We start from the raw sequence: 14,584 nt of genomic DNA, 5'->3' as shown, positions 1-14,584 counted from the left end.
GGATGACATCCACAACGGCGATGCCGCGCCTTGATGCGGCGCAACAGCCGCAAGGCCGCGATTGTACCAACCTGCGCAGCCCGATACGGCAAAGCGGCCGCCGGCACGCGATGCTGCGCTGCGTGCGCGATGCCGCCCGAATGCGCCGTCGAACTTGCAAGACGGTGTCGCAAATGCGCAAGGCGCGACACGCGGGCCGTCCGTGCGGCATGCGGGCGCCGACGCAATTCGGGGATGCTGCGGGACGACGCGCGCGCGACGGATCCGTCGTCGCGCGCTTCCGTCTTTCGTCAGACGAGTGCGGCGAGCGTCTCGCGCGTCGTGTCGACGACGAGCAGCCCCGCGCGCAAACCCGGCTTCACGGTCGGATTCGGAAAGACGATGCGCTCCTCGTCGTGCTTCACCGTGTAGCGGTAGTCGCCGTCCTGCGCGAGCACGGTGCCGCGCGCGAACGCGGTGAAGTTGGCGACGTCGGCCGCGACGAACAGCTCGAGCGCGTCGCTCTGCTTCGTGATCTGGTCGATCACGGTGAACACGCGCGGCAGCGGCGCGTCGGCGTCGCGCGGCGCCCCCGCGACGAGCTTGCGCACCGCACGATCGGCCGGCGCGAAGCGCGACAGGTCGTTCTGGCCGAACGGCCGCACCTTGCCGAGCTCGAGCGTGCACGCGAGCGCGCCGCAATGCTCGGCCGTGTAATGCGAATACGTATTGCCCTTCGCGGTATGCAGCAGCACGGCCGCGATGCGCGCGTCGCCGAGCCATTCGACCATCGCGCGGGCAGGCGGCGTGCCCGTGTGCGGCAGCAGCGCGAACTGTTCGAACACCGATGCGCGAATGGCCGTGTGCATGTCGATGTGCCAGCGCGCGCCGCGGGCCGGCGCGGCCGCGAAGAACGCGGCGGCCGCCGCTTCGAGCTGCGCCGCGCGCGGCGCTTCGCGGCTCGCGCTCACCTGCGCGTGACGACCGCTGAACAGGCGGTTCAGGTCGTCGTCGAGATAGCGTTCGCCCGCGCGCATCGCCGGCACGTTGCCGAGCACGACGAGCAATCGGCACGCGAGCGGCAGCGTACCCGCCGCGAGATCGCGCACGAGCGTCGACAGCAGCTCGATCGGTGCGGTCTCGTCGCCATGCACGCCGGCCGACACGAGCACGCTCGCCGCATCGCCGCCCACCCTGGACAGGGCCGGCTCGAGCTGGAGCAGCCCGTCGCCGAGCCATTGCCAGCGCACCGCACCGCCTGCGCACGCACCGTCCGTCACGGCCGGTGCGTCACCCGCGAGCGTGAACGCGAGGAAATCGTCGAGCAGCGCGGCAGCCGGCATGCGGGACTCAGCGCTGAAAGTCATACAGCGACCCGACACGCAGGATCTGCGTGAGCTCGTCGAGCGCCGTGCGCGATTCGTCGAGCAGCGTCGGATCGGCGAGATCTTCCGGAGCGAGACGATCGCGATAGTGCTTTTCGATCCACGCGTCGAGCGACGCGAACAGCGTGTCGTTGATCCACACGTTCGACGTGACGGCCGCACGCTCGGCTTCGTTCAGCACGACGCGCAGGCGCAGGCACGCCGGGCCGCCGCCGTTCTTCATGCTTTCGCGCAGGTCGAACACGAGCACGTCGCGGATCGGGCCGTTGCCGCCCGCGAGCTGATCCAGGTACGCGGCGACGTTCGCGTTCTCGCGGCACTCCTGCGGCACGACGAGCACCTGCGAGCCGTCCGCGCGCGACAGCAGCTGGCTGTTGAACAGATACGACGTCACCGCGTCGTTCACGCTCACTGCCGCGTCGGGCACCTCGATCACGTTCAGCCGCGCGCCGCGCGCGTCGAGTGCGGCCGTCAGCGTGTCGTAGATCGCCTGCTTGTTGACGAACGCGCGCTCGTGCGTGAACAGCGTGTCGCGGTTGCCGACCGAGATCACGTCGTTGTGGAACACGCCTGCGTCGATCACGTCCGGATCCTGCTGCGCATAGACCGTCGCCGTTTCGGCAAGACCGTGGCGATGCGCGACCGCGCGGCTCGCCTCGAAGGTCTGGCGTGCCGGGAAGCGCTTCGGCTCCGGGCCGCGGCGGTATTCCGCGCGACCGTACACGAAGAACTCCACGCCCGGCTTGCCGTATTCGGCACAAAAGCGCGTGTGGTTCGCGGCGCCTTCGTCGCCGAGTGCGGGCGTGCCGGTCAGTGCCTCGTGCACCGCGAAGTGCGCGGGATCGGCGAACAGCGTCGACAACGTGCGGCGCGTCGCCTCGTGCTCGATCGCGCGATGCAGCTTGCTGCACAGGTTGGCCGGCGTGAAGTGCACGCGGCCGTCGCTGGTGTCGGCCGACGGACTGACGGTCGCCGCGTTCGCGGTCCACATCGCCGACGCCGAGCTCGCCGCGGCGAGCAGTTCGGGCGCCTGCTTCGCGGCCTTCGCGATCACGTCCGCATCCTTGCCGGTGAAGCCGAGCTCGCGCAGCAGGCGCAGCGACGGGCGCTCCTGCGGCGGCAGCACGCCTTGCGCGAAACCGAGATCCGCGAGCTGCTTCATCTTGCGCAGCCCCTGCTTCGCGGCGGCCTTCGGATTCGCGGCCGACTTCTCGTTGTTGAGCGACGCCACGTTGCCGAACGACAGCCCGGCGTAGTTGTGGGTCGGGCCGACGAGTCCGTCGAAATTGGCTTCTTGTGCGTTCATCGTCGTTCCCTCGATCAGAAATGCAGGCCCGGCGACAGGCTCGCGGGCAAGGTCAATTCGGTGCTCTCCACCGACGCCATCGGATACGCGCAATAGTCGGCCGCGTAGTACGCGCTCGGCCGATGATTGCCCGAGCGGCCCGTGCCGCCGAACGGTGCGGCGGACGACGCGCCGTTGGTCGGGCGGTTCCAGTTGACGATCCCCGCACGGATCGTGCGGCGGAAGTGGTCCCACGCCTTCGCGTCGTCGGCCAGCAGCCCGGCGGACAAGCCGAACGCCGTGTCGTTCGCGCGCTCGATCGCTTCGTCAAACGTCGCGTAGCGGACGATCTGCGCGAGCGGGCCGAAATGCTCTTCGTCGGGCAGGTTCGCCACGCCGGTCACGTCGATGATCGACGCATTCACGAAACCAAGGCGCGGATCGCGCTGCGTCATTGCGATGACCGGCTTCGCGCCCTGCTCGATCAGGCGCGACTGCGCGTCGACGAGCCTGGCAGCCGCGCGTGCCGAGATCACCGCGCCCATGAACGGCTGCGGATCGGCGTCGAACACGTCGGCCGTGATCTTCGACGTGACGTCGGCGAAACGTGCGAGGAAGCGGTCGCCGAACGCGCCCTGCGGCACGAAGATGCGGCGTGCGCACGTACAGCGCTGGCCGGCCGACAGGAACGCCGACTGGATCGTGTGATGCACGGCCGCGTCGATGTCCTCGACTTCGCCGATCACGAGCGGATTGTTGCCGCCCATCTCGAGCGCCAGCACGATTTCCGGACGCCCGCCGAACTGCTTGTGCAGCAGCGTGCCGGTGTCCGAGCTGCCGGTGAAGAACAACCCGTCGATCTGCCGATGATTCGCGAGCGCGATGCCCGTATCCTTTTCGCCCTGCACGAGGTTGAGCACGCCGGCCGGCAGCCCGGCTTCCTGCCACACCTCGACCGTCGCGCGCGCGACGCCCGGCGCGAGCTCCGACGGCTTGAACACGACCGTGTTGCCCGCGATCAGCGCCGGCACGATATGGCCGTTCGGCAAGTGGCCGGGGAAGTTGTACGGGCCGAACACCGCGACGACGCCGTGCGGACGATGGCGCAGCACCGCGATGCCGTCGACCATCTCCTGGCGCTTCTCGCCGGTGCGTTCCTGGTACGCCTGGATCGAGATGCCGACCTTCGCGGCCATCGCCGCGACTTCGGTGCGCGCTTCCCACAGCGGCTTGCCCGTCTCGCGGCCGATCGCGGTGGCGATCGCTTCCTTGCGCTCGGTGAGCAGCGCCGCGAAGCGCTTGACGATCGCGCAGCGCGATTCGAAGTCGAGTGCCGACCAGCCGGCGAATGCGCGACGCGCGCTCGCGACCGCGCGATCGACGTCGGCCGCCGATGCACTGCCGCCCTGCCAAGCGACCGCATCGGTGCCCGGGTTGCGCGAAGCGAAGACGGGGCCCGAGCCTGCGACCCAGGCGCCGTCGATGAAGAGTTCCGTCATGATTCGTTTATCCCTGTTTGACTTTGAGCGGCAGCACGCGGACCGGGTCGCCGGCCTTCACGTCGAGCGCGGCGGCATCGTCGGCCGACAGCACGAACGCGCCGTTCGCGACCACGCCCGGCGCGACGCCGACGCGGAAATCGCCGAGCGACGTATTCGACACGAGCGACTTCGGTGCGTTTTCGCTGGCGTCGGGCACGCCGATCGCAACGGGCACGACGACGCTCTCGCGCACCGTGCGCAGGTCGTTGACGTGGCATTCGAGCACCGGGCCCGCGTCGAAGATGTCGACGTGGTTCTGATAGCGCAGCCCTTCCGCCTCGAGCATCTTGCGGGCCGGCAGCGTGTCGCGGTGCGTGAGGCCGACCGCGTCCTGCGCGTCCTGCGGCAGCAGGTCGACGTACACCGGATAGCGCGGCATCAGTTCCGCCAGGAACGACTTGCGGCCGTGCGAGCTCAGGTAGTCCGCCGCGTTGAAGTCGATCTGATAGAAGTGCGAACCGACCGCGCGCCAGAACGGCGACGTGCCGTCCTCGTCGAAGTGGCCGCGCAGCTCCGCGCAGATACGTTCCGGAAAGCGCTCGCGGAACTGCGCGATGAACATGAAGCGCGAACGCGACAGCAGGCCGCCGACGCCGCCCGTGCGATAGCGCGGGCTCAGGAACAGCGAGCACACTTCCGCGTAGCCCGTCAGGTCGTGCGAGATGTTCAGCGCGTGCATCCGCGTCCACACGCCGAGCTCCTGGCTCGCATGCACGACCGTGCTCACGCGATAGTTGTAGAACGGCTGCTCGAGGCCGACCTGCGACTCGATCCCGCACACGCCCGCGATGTCGCCCGTCTTCGATTCTTCCATCACGAAGAAGTAGCCGGCTTCGCCCGGCGCGGCTTCGCCCGCGAGCGTGCGGCGCGTGCGTTCGATGCGCGCGGCGAGCGCGTCGCGATCGGGCTTGAACGTGGTCAGGCCCGGCCCGGTTTCCTTCGCGAGCGACACGAGCGCGTCGACGTCGCCCGTTTGTACGACCCGAACGACGATCATGCTGCGTCTCCCTTCATGTCTTCATCGTCGCGGCGGTGCAGCGGCACGCAGCGCACGACGTCACCTTCCTTCACATCGAGTGCCGCGCGCACGTCACCGGCGAGTGGCGCATGGGCGCCCCGCGCCTCGGCCGTGCCGCCCGGCAGGTCGGCCAGCACGCAGCGGAACGACTCGCCGCTGCCCGTCGACACCATGTATGCGACATCGCCCTGCTGCCGCGCCGCTTCGCGCACGGTGCGCTCCGCGCCGTGCTTCACGCATGCGGTGCGGTCGACCTGCGCGGTCAGCACCGGGCCCGCGTCGAAGATGTCGACGAAGCGGTCCGGCTCGAAGCCTTCCTCGAGATGAATGTCGTACGCGAGCAGTGCCGATTCGTTCGGCTCGCCGAGCACGCGCTGCGCGGCTTCCGGCAGCAGCGGCACGTAGAGCGGATACGCGGGCATCACTTCCGCGATGAACGTGCGGCTGCGGCCGCCCGACGCGATATCGACGTCGGTGAAGTCGCGGCCGAAGAACTTGCGGCCCACCGCTTCCCAGAACGGCGATGCGCCCGTGGCGTCGCTCACGCCGAGCAGCAGCGTGAACACTTCCGGCGTGAAGCGGCGGCGGTTCGCGGCGATGTACATCATCCGAGCGCGCGAGATCAGGTGCGCGGCCGCGTCGCCGCGCAGCGACGGATCGACGTAGAAGCCGGCCAGCCGGCTCTTGCCGGTCAGCTCGTGCGACATCGTGAGCGCGTGGATCTTGCGGTTCACGTGCAGCTCGCGCGACGCGTGGATCAGTGCGTCGTTGCGGAATGCGTAGAACGGCTCCGAGTAGCCGGCCGCGGCCACGATGCTCGCCGTGCCGAGCAGCTTGCCCGTCGACGAATCCTCGAGCACGAACAGGTAGAACTCCTCGCCGGCGAAGTCGACGTCCGCGCGAAACGAATCCTCGGAGAGCGCCACGCGCGCTTCGAGCGCCGCGCGGTCGTGCGGCAGCGAGTGCAGGACCGGCTGCGCGGTGCGCGCCATGTGCGCGAGCGCATCGAGATCCGTGAGTTTGCCGGGGCGAACAAATAGCATCGTCGTTCCTGTCTGCGGTGGGGGCGCCGATCAGCGCGCGGTGGCTTCCTGGGCCGCGAGCACCTGCTCGACCGCCTTCTCGAAGCGCTTCACGCCTTCGTCGAGCAGGTCGAACGGAATCACGAGCGACGGGACGAAGCGCAGCACGTTCGGGCCCGCGATCAGCATGATCAGGCCGTTCTCGGCAGCGGCGGTGACGAAGTCCTTCGCACGGCCGTCGAATGCGGCGGTGAGTTCCGCGCCGACCAGCAGGCCCTTGCCGCGGACGTCCTTGAAGATGCCGAAGCGTGCGTTGATGCGTTCCAGCGCGCCCTTCAGTCGCACGCTGCGTTCGCGCACGCCTTCGAGCAGGGCCGGGTCGGCGATCAGTTCGACGACCTTGTCCGCGATCGCCGACGCGAGCGGGTTGCCGCCGTACGTCGTGCCGTGCACGCCGACCTTGAAGTGCGCGGCCAGTTCGTTCGTCGTCAGCATCGCGCCGATCGGGAAACCGTTGCCGAGTGCCTTCGCGGTCGTGAGGATGTCCGGCGTGACGCCCGTGTCCATGTACGCGTAGAACTGGCCCGTGCGGCCGACGCCCGTTTGCACTTCGTCGAAGATCAGCAGTGCGTCGTTGGCGTCGCAGGCTTCGCGCAGTGCCTTCAGGAACGCCGGATCGGCCGGGATCACGCCGCCTTCGCCCTGCACCGGCTCGACGATCACCGCGCACGTTTGCGGGCCGATCGCGGCCTTCGCGGCTTCGATGTCGTTGAACGGCAGGTGCTTGATGCCGGCCGGCACCGGGCCGAAGCCTTCCGAATATTTCGGCTGGCCGCCGACGCTGACCGTGAAGAACGTGCGGCCGTGGAACGACTGGACGAACGAGACGATTTCGTATTTGTCGGCGCCGTGGCGGTCGAACGCGACGCGGCGGGCCAGTTTCAGCGCGGCTTCGTTCGCTTCGGCGCCCGAGTTCGCGAAGAATGCGCGGTCGGCGAAGGTCAGCGATTCGAGGCGCTTCGCGAGGCGCAGCACCGGCTCGTTCGTATAGCCGTTGCCGATGTGCCAGAGCTTGCGGCCCTGTTCGTCCAGGACCTTCAGCAGTTCCGGATGGCCGTGGCCCAGCGACGTCACCGCGATGCCGCAGGCGAAATCCACGTATTCGCGGCCGGCCGTGTCCCATACGCGCGAGCCCTCTGCACGGTCCGGCACGAACGGCGCGGGAGAAAATACCGGCACCATCACTTCGTCGAATGTCTGGCGGGTCACGGTCGAGGTCGTCATGGTCGTTCCTTTCGGTTTCGTAAGAGGGTTCAACAGGATCAAGTTTAGGTAAGGGTGACGCAAGCGTCTTGCGGATTTGCGACGGGTTCTATCGGAAGCGGTGGGTTCGGGTTTGTTTGACCTTTTTTGGTGGGGGTTTTTGGTGTCGCTTTATTTTGGGGTCGGTTGGGGGGTGCGCATTCGGTGACGTGAAGCACCTGGGATCGTGTCGGTCCATTAGCGTCGCCCCTGCGCGGGGCGGCGGTTACTTTTCTTTGTCTTGCCAAAGAAAAGTAACCAAAAGAAAGGCGCTCGGACAACGCATGACTTCCCGGTGCCATGGTCATCCAAGTGGCCCTCGCCTAAGTGTCCGCGCCAGTCAGGACACCGGAGTGGTTCGAGCAATGGTTCTGACATCACTCACCACCCCACGGAGCGGTATACCGCCCGCTAGCTCCATCCTCGCTTCGCTCGGCTGCAAGGTTCTTCGGCCGCAATTCATGCGCCCGTGCCACTTCTGCGAACGTCCACTGATCGGTTTCCTCGATCCAGTCAGGCGCCCGGTGCAGGTAACGGCAAATTCGATTTACTGAATTGATGTGCTTCCACCGCGAGTCGGAAAGATATTCGTCCGATCGCGTTGAGAAAGTTGGGGGGGCGGGTGGACCGGTCGGCCGAGCGAAGCGAGGACGGAGCTAGCGGGCGGTATACCGCTCCGTGTGGCGGTGAGTGATGTCAGAACCATTGCTCGAACCACTCCGGGTTCCTGACTGGCGCCGACACTTAGGCGAGGGCCACTCAGATGGCCATGGCACCGGGAAGTCATGCGTTGTCCGAGCGCCTTTCTTTTGGTTACTTTTCTTTGGCAAGACAAAGAAAAGTAACCGCCGCCCCGCGCAGGGGCGACACTAATAGACCGACACGATCCCAGGTCTTTCACGCCAACAAAAAACGGCAAGACAAAAAAACCTCAATCCTTCCCCCTCTCAACGAGCGCCCCCCCTCTCGGCTCGCCCCCACCGCCGGTCTGCTTCTCGAGCCATGCCCGACGATCTTCCCGAGGCGTAACCCCAAACCGCTCGCGATAAGCATTCGAAAAATGCGCAGCAGAAGAAAACCCGCATGCGAGACTGACCTGAACCACCGACTTGCTGGTCCGCTGCAACTGGGTCCTTGCCTTGAGCAACCGGAGATTGAGGTAATACTTGGAGGGCATCGCCCCGAGATACTGTCGAAAGAGCCGCTCCAACTGCCGCCGTGAAACGCCCACGAGTCCGGCGATCTCGTCGGTCGTCAACGGATCCTCGACATTGGCCTCCATCAACAGCAACGCATCGTTCAGCCGCGGATGCCGCTCGCCCGGCGCGGTCACGAAAGGAATCCGTTGCCGCTCCTCGCCGCTGCGCAGCGTGCCGGCCCCGAGCGCATCGGCAATGCGCTCGCCCAGATCCGCGCCGTGCTCCCGGCCGATCATGGCCAGCATGAAATCGACGGTCGCCTGGCCGCCCGCGCACGTCGCCCGATCGCGATCGATCTCGAAGATCTGCTGCGTGACGATCGACCGCTCGAACTGCTCGGCGAACTGCTGATACGTCTCCCAGTTCACGCTCACGCGATAGCCGGAAAGCTGCCCGGCCATCGCGAGCCACCACACGCCGTGGTGAATCCCGGTCACCACCGGCGTGCGCTGCCCGACCCGCGCGAGACTCGCGAGAAACAGCCGATAGTCCGCAAACTGCTGAAACCGCTCCGATACGACGATCAACCAGTCGCACGCGATCGCATCGTTGAACGCCGCATCGGCATGCCACTGCGCACCGCCGGCGAGCGGCACCGGCCGCCCGTCCCACGAACACACCTGCCAGCGATACAGCAAGCGACCGTCGATCTCGTTCGCGAGATGCAACGCATCGACGATCGGACCCACGCCCGACATCGACACGGGCGGCAATGCAACGATCGCCACCTGCGTCGTGCGGGTGGCGCCTGCGGGACGAGACACCGGTACCACGTATGAAACCCGCCCTTCGCGTTACTTGAGACTGCCCGACAGGAACTGCTTCAGACGCTCGCTCTGCGGACGCATCAGCACCTCCTTCGGATCGCCCTCTTCCTCGGTCCGCCCCTGATGCAGGAACATCACGTGGTTCGACACGTTGCGCGCAAAGCCCATCTCGTGCGTGACGACGATCATCGTGCGCCCTTCCTCGGCCAGCTTCTGCATCACCTTCAGCACTTCACCGACCAGTTCCGGATCCAGCGCGGAGGTCGGCTCGTCGAACAGCATCACGTCGGGATGCATCGCCAGCGCCCGCGCGATCGCCACACGCTGCTGCTGCCCGCCCGACAGATGCGACGGATACTGCTTCTCGACGCGCGGCGGCAAACCGACCTTCTCCAGGTACTCCCGCGCACGCTCCTCGGCTTCCTTCTTCGAAATGCCGAGCACGTGCACCGGCGCTTCCATCACGTTCTCGAGCACGTTCATGTGCGCCCACAGATTGAAGTGCTGGAACACCATCGCGAGCTTCGTGCGGATGCGCTGCAACTGCTTGTGATCGGCAACCTCGAGCGCGCCGGCACGGTCAGTCTTCGTGCGCACGGCCTCGCCGTCGACGACGATCTGCCCCGCATTCGGCCGCTCGAGAAAATTGATGCAGCGCAGGAACGTGCTCTTGCCCGACCCGCTCGCGCCGATGATGCTGATGACGTCGCCCGCCTTCGCGTTCAGCGACACGCCCTTGAGCACCTCGTTGTCGCCGTAGCGCTTGTGAATGTCGACCGCGGCAAGCTTGACGGAAGCGGACGCGCTCGTTTGAGTGATCTCGGCCAACTGGCTCTCCTCGAAGTGAAATCAATGACGGCCGGCCGCGAGATACGCGAGCCAGTGGCGCTCCGCCCGGCGAAATGCCGCGACGAGTGCGAACGATACCGCAAGATAGATCAGCGCGGCGATTCCGAACGACTGGAACGCCATGTAGGTCGCGGAATTGGCGTCGCGCGCGACCTTCAGGATGTCGGGCACGGTCGCCGTGAACGCGACGGTGGTCGCGTGCAGCATCAGGATCACCTCGTTGCTGTACAGCGGCAGCGCGCGGCGCAGCGCCGACGGCAGGATCACGCGGCGGTACATCGTGAACGGCGACATCCCGTAAGCGCGCGCCGCCTCGACCTCGCCGTGCGGAATCGCGCGAATCGCGCCGGCGAAGATCTCGGTCGTGTACGCGCAGGTGTTCAGCGCGAACGCGAGGATCGCGCAATTGAAGCCGCTGCGGAAAAACGCGTCGAGCAACGAGTGCGATCGCACGAACTCGAGGCTGTACATGCCCGTGTACATCAGCAGCAGCTGCACGTAGAGCGGCGTGCCGCGGAACACGTACGTGTAGAACCGCACCGGCATCGACAGCCATTTCTTCTTCGACACGCGCGCGACCGCGAGCGGCACCGCGCACACGAAGCCGAGCGAGATCGACGCGACGAGCAGCCACAGCGTCACCGCAAGGCCGGAGAGGCGCTGGCCGTCCCAGTAAAGGAACGCCTGGCCGAATTCCTGGAGGATCTCGATCATAGTTCTGCGTGCCGCACGCCCATGGAATAACGCTTCTCGAGCTGGATCAGCACGAGGTTGGAAACGGTCGTGATCGCAAGGTAGATCAGCGCCGCGACGAGGATGAAGAAGAACATGTTGAACGTGCTCTTGCCGGCGTCCTGCGCGGCCTTCACGACGTCCGCGAGACCGATGATCGACACCAGCGCGGTCGCCTTGACGAGCACCTGCCAGTTGTTGCCGATGCCCGGCAGCGCAAAACGCATCATCTGCGGAAACATGATCCGCACGAACACGCGCATCCCGCTCATCCCGTACGCCGCGCCCGCCTCGAGCTGGCCGCGCGGCACCGACAGGAAGGCTCCGCGAAACGTCTCGGTGAAGTACGCACCGTAGATGAAGCCGAGCGTCAGCACGCCGGCGACGAACGGATCGATGTCGATCTGGTCCCAGCCGACGAGGTCGGTGAACTGGTTCAGCCAGATCTGGATGCTGTAGAACAGCAGCAGCATCAGGACAAGATCGGGCACCGAGCGGATCAGCGTCGTATAACCGGTCGCGATCGCTCGCAACACCCGGTTGTGCGACAGCTTCGCCACCGCGCCGATCAGCCCCAGCGCCACCGCGGTGGCAAGGGACAGCACCGACAGCTCGATGGTCTGCACGGTGCCGGCCCAGAGGACGGGACCAAAGCCGTAAAGGAACACGCGCGTCTCCAGTGTTGATATGAACACCGGCGCGCATGCCTTCCCGCGCCGGGCTGACGCGGATAGTCGCAAGCGAAATTGATTGCCTCAAATCACCGTGCGCGCGATTGCTGCGTCGCAGCAATTCGTCCCACCATTTGCCGGCACGGCCTACGCCGCTGTTTCAAAAGGAAAAAAGCCGCTTCCTGACAGTCGGATGACATGCAGGGAAGCGGACTTTTTGCAATTTTCCGGTCGCTTTTTCGATATAGCGCCGCGGGCGTTCTCACCGCCCCTTCAGGATGTCGGAGCGCGAAGTCGTATAGACAAGCCCGTCCGGGCCGAAATGAACGTTGAAGAACGCGTCGGTGTTCACGCCGTCCTCGAGCCAGCGCCAGCGCCACACCGTCTCCGGTTTCAGCGGGTACTGCGCGATGTCGCCCGGCTTGCCGAGCAGGCGCCGCACCTCGTCCTCGTTCATACCGGGACGCACCTTCGCGAAATTCTCGGCGGTCAGCACCTGCGTCGCGCCCGTGTAGTGCCCGCTCGCGTCGAGGTCGACGAACCAGGTCTGGTTGCCCATCGGGCCGCGCGGATATTCGAGGCGCTTCGAGCCGTCGGTGAACGTGCGCTCGGTCTCGGGCTTGCCCATCGTGGCGCGCACGTCGGCTTCGGTCGATACGCCGGCCTTCAGCCCCTTGAGCAGCAGCGGCGCCGGCTTGATCGCGTTGAAAAAGTCCCTGATACGTTGCACGTCGAGATTGCCTTGCTTGTCGTCGCAGCCGGTCAGTACCAGCGCGGCGGCCAGCAGCGTCACGGGAAGCAGCCGGAAACGAAAAATCATCGGAAGAAATGCGCGTCGAGAAAACACGCGGCAAGGATACCCGCGCAACGCCAAAAGCGCGAGACGGGCGCGTGGCCCGTCTCGTGTTCAATGCATGGTTTCGGTGTGCGTCTCGGCTTCGCGGCGCACCGCTTGCGGCGCCTGCGCCACCGCCCGCGCACCGCCGATCCGGCGCCGCGTGCGCACGAGTTCGGCAAGCTGCCACGAACCGAGCGCGACGCAGCCGAACAGCACCTCGCGGCCGCGCTTGACCAGCGCCAGCGACAGCGCCGTCTCGCGATCGACGCCGAACATCTGCGCGAGCAGCACGACGGTCGCTTCCTGCACGCCGAGGCCGCCCGGCACCATGAACGCCGCATGACGCACGGCCTGCGTCATCGCCTCGATCGCGATCGCGCCGCCGATCGACACCGGATGGCCGAGCAGCGCGAGCGCCCAGTAGATCTCGAGCGCGCCGAGCACATAACCGGCCAGTTGCCAGAAGAATGCGCTGAACAGCAGCGTCGTGCGCGACATCAGCGCGTCGATGTCGCCATCGAGACGGCGGCCGTCGACGCCCTGCAGCAACCGGTGCGAATCGCCGAGCAGACGCCCCGCGAACCGCTCGATCGCATGGAAGATTCCGCCGCGCCGCATCAGCACGACGCCGAGCACCGGCAACGGCAGCGTCAGCAGCAGCGCAAGGCCGATCGTGCCGCCGCCCATGTCGTGCGTCGTCGCGAGCAGCAGCACGAGACCGAGCGCCGCGAACGCATACTGGACGACGATCGTCACCAGCACCTCGACGATCACCGATGCGGTCACGCGGCTGGCGTCGGGCACCTGCCAGCGCGCCATCCGGATCCCGACCAGCTCGCCGCCGATGCCGACCACGGGCAGCAGCCGGTTCACCGCTTCGCGCACGGTCGCGATCCACCACAGAAACGGCAGCGACGCACGCCGGTCGAGCAGCTGGTGCCACGCATACGCGTCGAGCAGCAGCGGCAGCGCGTGAAACGGCACCAGCCAGAGCAGCGCGAAACCGGCACGCTCGAGCATCTGCGTCACGTCGCCGATGCCTTCGTGCAGCCCCAGCGCAAGCAGGATGCCGATGCCGATCGGCCAGCCGAGCCATTTGATCCATCGGGTCATGACGGCTGCACCCCCGCTGCGCGCGACGCGCGCGTACCGCGCCGCGCCGAGGGCTGGCCGAACACGTCCGCGAAACCGCCGGTCGCGACGCCCGCGGCCTTCAGCGCGGCCGCGACACGCGGCGACAGCAGCGCGTCCAGCTCGTCGACCGGACGGTAATCGGCCATCGTCGGCGTGATCGGGCCGTCGCCCGCTTCCGCCGGATGACAGTAGATCTCGCCGACGCCGGGCGGCAGCGCCGCGAGCGCGTCGAGCAGCACGGCCTCGTCCATCGCGCCCGTATGCTCGATCCCGACCACATAGTCGTTGTGCGCGAGCCCGGCGCGGTCGAGCCGCGCGCGCACCAGCGCGATCCACGGCTTGAGCAGCGCGGGCGCGCTCGTTTCGTACGGCAGCCGCACCGCGCGCAATCCGTAGTCGCGGCCGATCTCGATGATCATCGACAGCACAGTCGGATGCAGGTGGAAATGCTTGTGCGCGTTCACGTGGTCGAGCGGCAGGCCGCTCGCCGCGAACGCGTCGAACTGCGCGCGGATCTCGCGGCGCAACTGCGCCCGCACGTGCGGCAGGAAGAAGAAGCGGCAGCCGTCCTTCGCCATCGCGTCGCCGAATCGCCCGTCGGGGCCGACGAGCGCGGGTATTTCATGCGCGGGCAGCGTGGCCGGGCCGTCCGCGAGAACGAGATGCAGGCCGACCGCGAGCGACGGCAGCCGCCGCGCGCGCTCGATCGCATCCTGCGCCGCGGGCGCGCCGACCATCAGGCTCGCGGCGTTGAGCACGCCGTCGCGATGCGCGCGCTCGACCGCCGCGTTGACGCGCGGGTGCAGCCCGAAGTCGTCCGCGGTGAAGATCAGCGCCCGCGCCGCCCGCTGTGTCGTCACGA

General features: G+C 67.0%; 13 protein-coding genes. All 13 read right to left on the bottom strand.

Translation table 11 applies throughout. The annotated features are described in order from the left end of the window. Positions 1-290: 290 nt before the first annotated feature. Positions 291-1,322, bottom strand: a complete 1,032-nt coding sequence (astE, locus tag WS51_RS16205) for a succinylglutamate desuccinylase (RefSeq protein WP_208606684.1) — start codon at positions 1,320-1,322, stop codon at positions 291-293. A 7-nt stretch (positions 1,323-1,329) separates the two neighbouring features. Then, on the bottom strand, positions 1,330-2,670 hold the full coding sequence (gene astB / locus WS51_RS16200; protein ID WP_059451629.1) for an N-succinylarginine dihydrolase: 1,341 nt from the start codon (positions 2,668-2,670) through the stop codon (positions 1,330-1,332). Between the two features lie 14 nt (positions 2,671-2,684). Then, positions 2,685-4,148, bottom strand: coding sequence for a succinylglutamate-semialdehyde dehydrogenase (gene astD, locus WS51_RS16195; RefSeq protein WP_069229438.1), 1,464 nt, complete (start codon positions 4,146-4,148; stop codon positions 2,685-2,687). Positions 4,149-4,155: 7 nt separating this feature from the next. Beyond that, entirely contained in the window at positions 4,156-5,187 is a 1,032-nt protein-coding gene (gene astA, locus WS51_RS16190) for an arginine N-succinyltransferase (RefSeq protein ID WP_059502810.1), read from the bottom strand. Then, complete coding sequence (aruF, locus tag WS51_RS16185; RefSeq protein ID WP_059451626.1) at positions 5,184-6,251, bottom strand: arginine/ornithine succinyltransferase subunit alpha; 1,068 nt, start codon at positions 6,249-6,251, stop codon at positions 5,184-5,186. The genes astA and aruF overlap by 4 nt, the downstream gene beginning before the upstream one ends. A 30-nt stretch (positions 6,252-6,281) precedes the next feature. Next, positions 6,282-7,514 (bottom strand): aspartate aminotransferase family protein, encoded by a 1,233-nt coding sequence (locus tag WS51_RS16180; protein ID WP_059451625.1) that lies wholly within the window; start codon positions 7,512-7,514, stop codon positions 6,282-6,284. A gap of 949 nt (positions 7,515-8,463) precedes the next feature. After that, the gene (locus tag WS51_RS16175; protein WP_059447649.1) at positions 8,464-9,504 is read right to left on the bottom strand and encodes a GlxA family transcriptional regulator; all 1,041 of its coding nucleotides are present in this window, start codon (positions 9,502-9,504) and stop codon (positions 8,464-8,466) included. Between the two features lie 21 nt (positions 9,505-9,525). Beyond that, positions 9,526-10,326, bottom strand: coding sequence for an ABC transporter ATP-binding protein (locus WS51_RS16170; protein ID WP_069229437.1), 801 nt, complete (start codon positions 10,324-10,326; stop codon positions 9,526-9,528). A 21-nt stretch (positions 10,327-10,347) separates the two neighbouring features. Further along, complete coding sequence (locus WS51_RS16165; RefSeq protein WP_059447650.1) at positions 10,348-11,061, bottom strand: ABC transporter permease; 714 nt, start codon at positions 11,059-11,061, stop codon at positions 10,348-10,350. Continuing rightward, the gene (locus tag WS51_RS16160) at positions 11,058-11,747 is read right to left on the bottom strand and encodes an ABC transporter permease (protein WP_009690868.1); all 690 of its coding nucleotides are present in this window, start codon (positions 11,745-11,747) and stop codon (positions 11,058-11,060) included. Before WS51_RS16160 ends, WS51_RS16165 begins: the two co-directional genes overlap by 4 nt. 265 nt (positions 11,748-12,012) lie before the next feature. Further along, positions 12,013-12,570 (bottom strand): hypothetical protein, encoded by a 558-nt coding sequence (locus WS51_RS16155; RefSeq protein WP_069229436.1) that lies wholly within the window; start codon positions 12,568-12,570, stop codon positions 12,013-12,015. Positions 12,571-12,657: 87 nt separating this feature from the next. Next, positions 12,658-13,701, bottom strand: a complete 1,044-nt coding sequence (locus WS51_RS16150; protein ID WP_059502818.1) for a lysylphosphatidylglycerol synthase domain-containing protein — start codon at positions 13,699-13,701, stop codon at positions 12,658-12,660. Beyond that, a complete protein-coding gene (hpnK, locus tag WS51_RS16145) occupies positions 13,698-14,582 on the bottom strand; it encodes a hopanoid biosynthesis-associated protein HpnK (RefSeq protein WP_059447653.1) in 885 nt (294 codons plus the stop codon). The genes WS51_RS16150 and hpnK overlap by 4 nt, the downstream gene beginning before the upstream one ends. Between the last annotated feature and the right edge of the window lie 2 nt (positions 14,583-14,584).

Origin of the sequence: Burkholderia territorii (assembly GCF_001718335.1) — a bacterium.
In the GTDB taxonomy this organism is placed as follows: Bacteria; Pseudomonadota; Gammaproteobacteria; order Burkholderiales; family Burkholderiaceae; genus Burkholderia; species Burkholderia territorii.
This window is presented reverse-complemented; position numbering and strand designations above follow the sequence as displayed.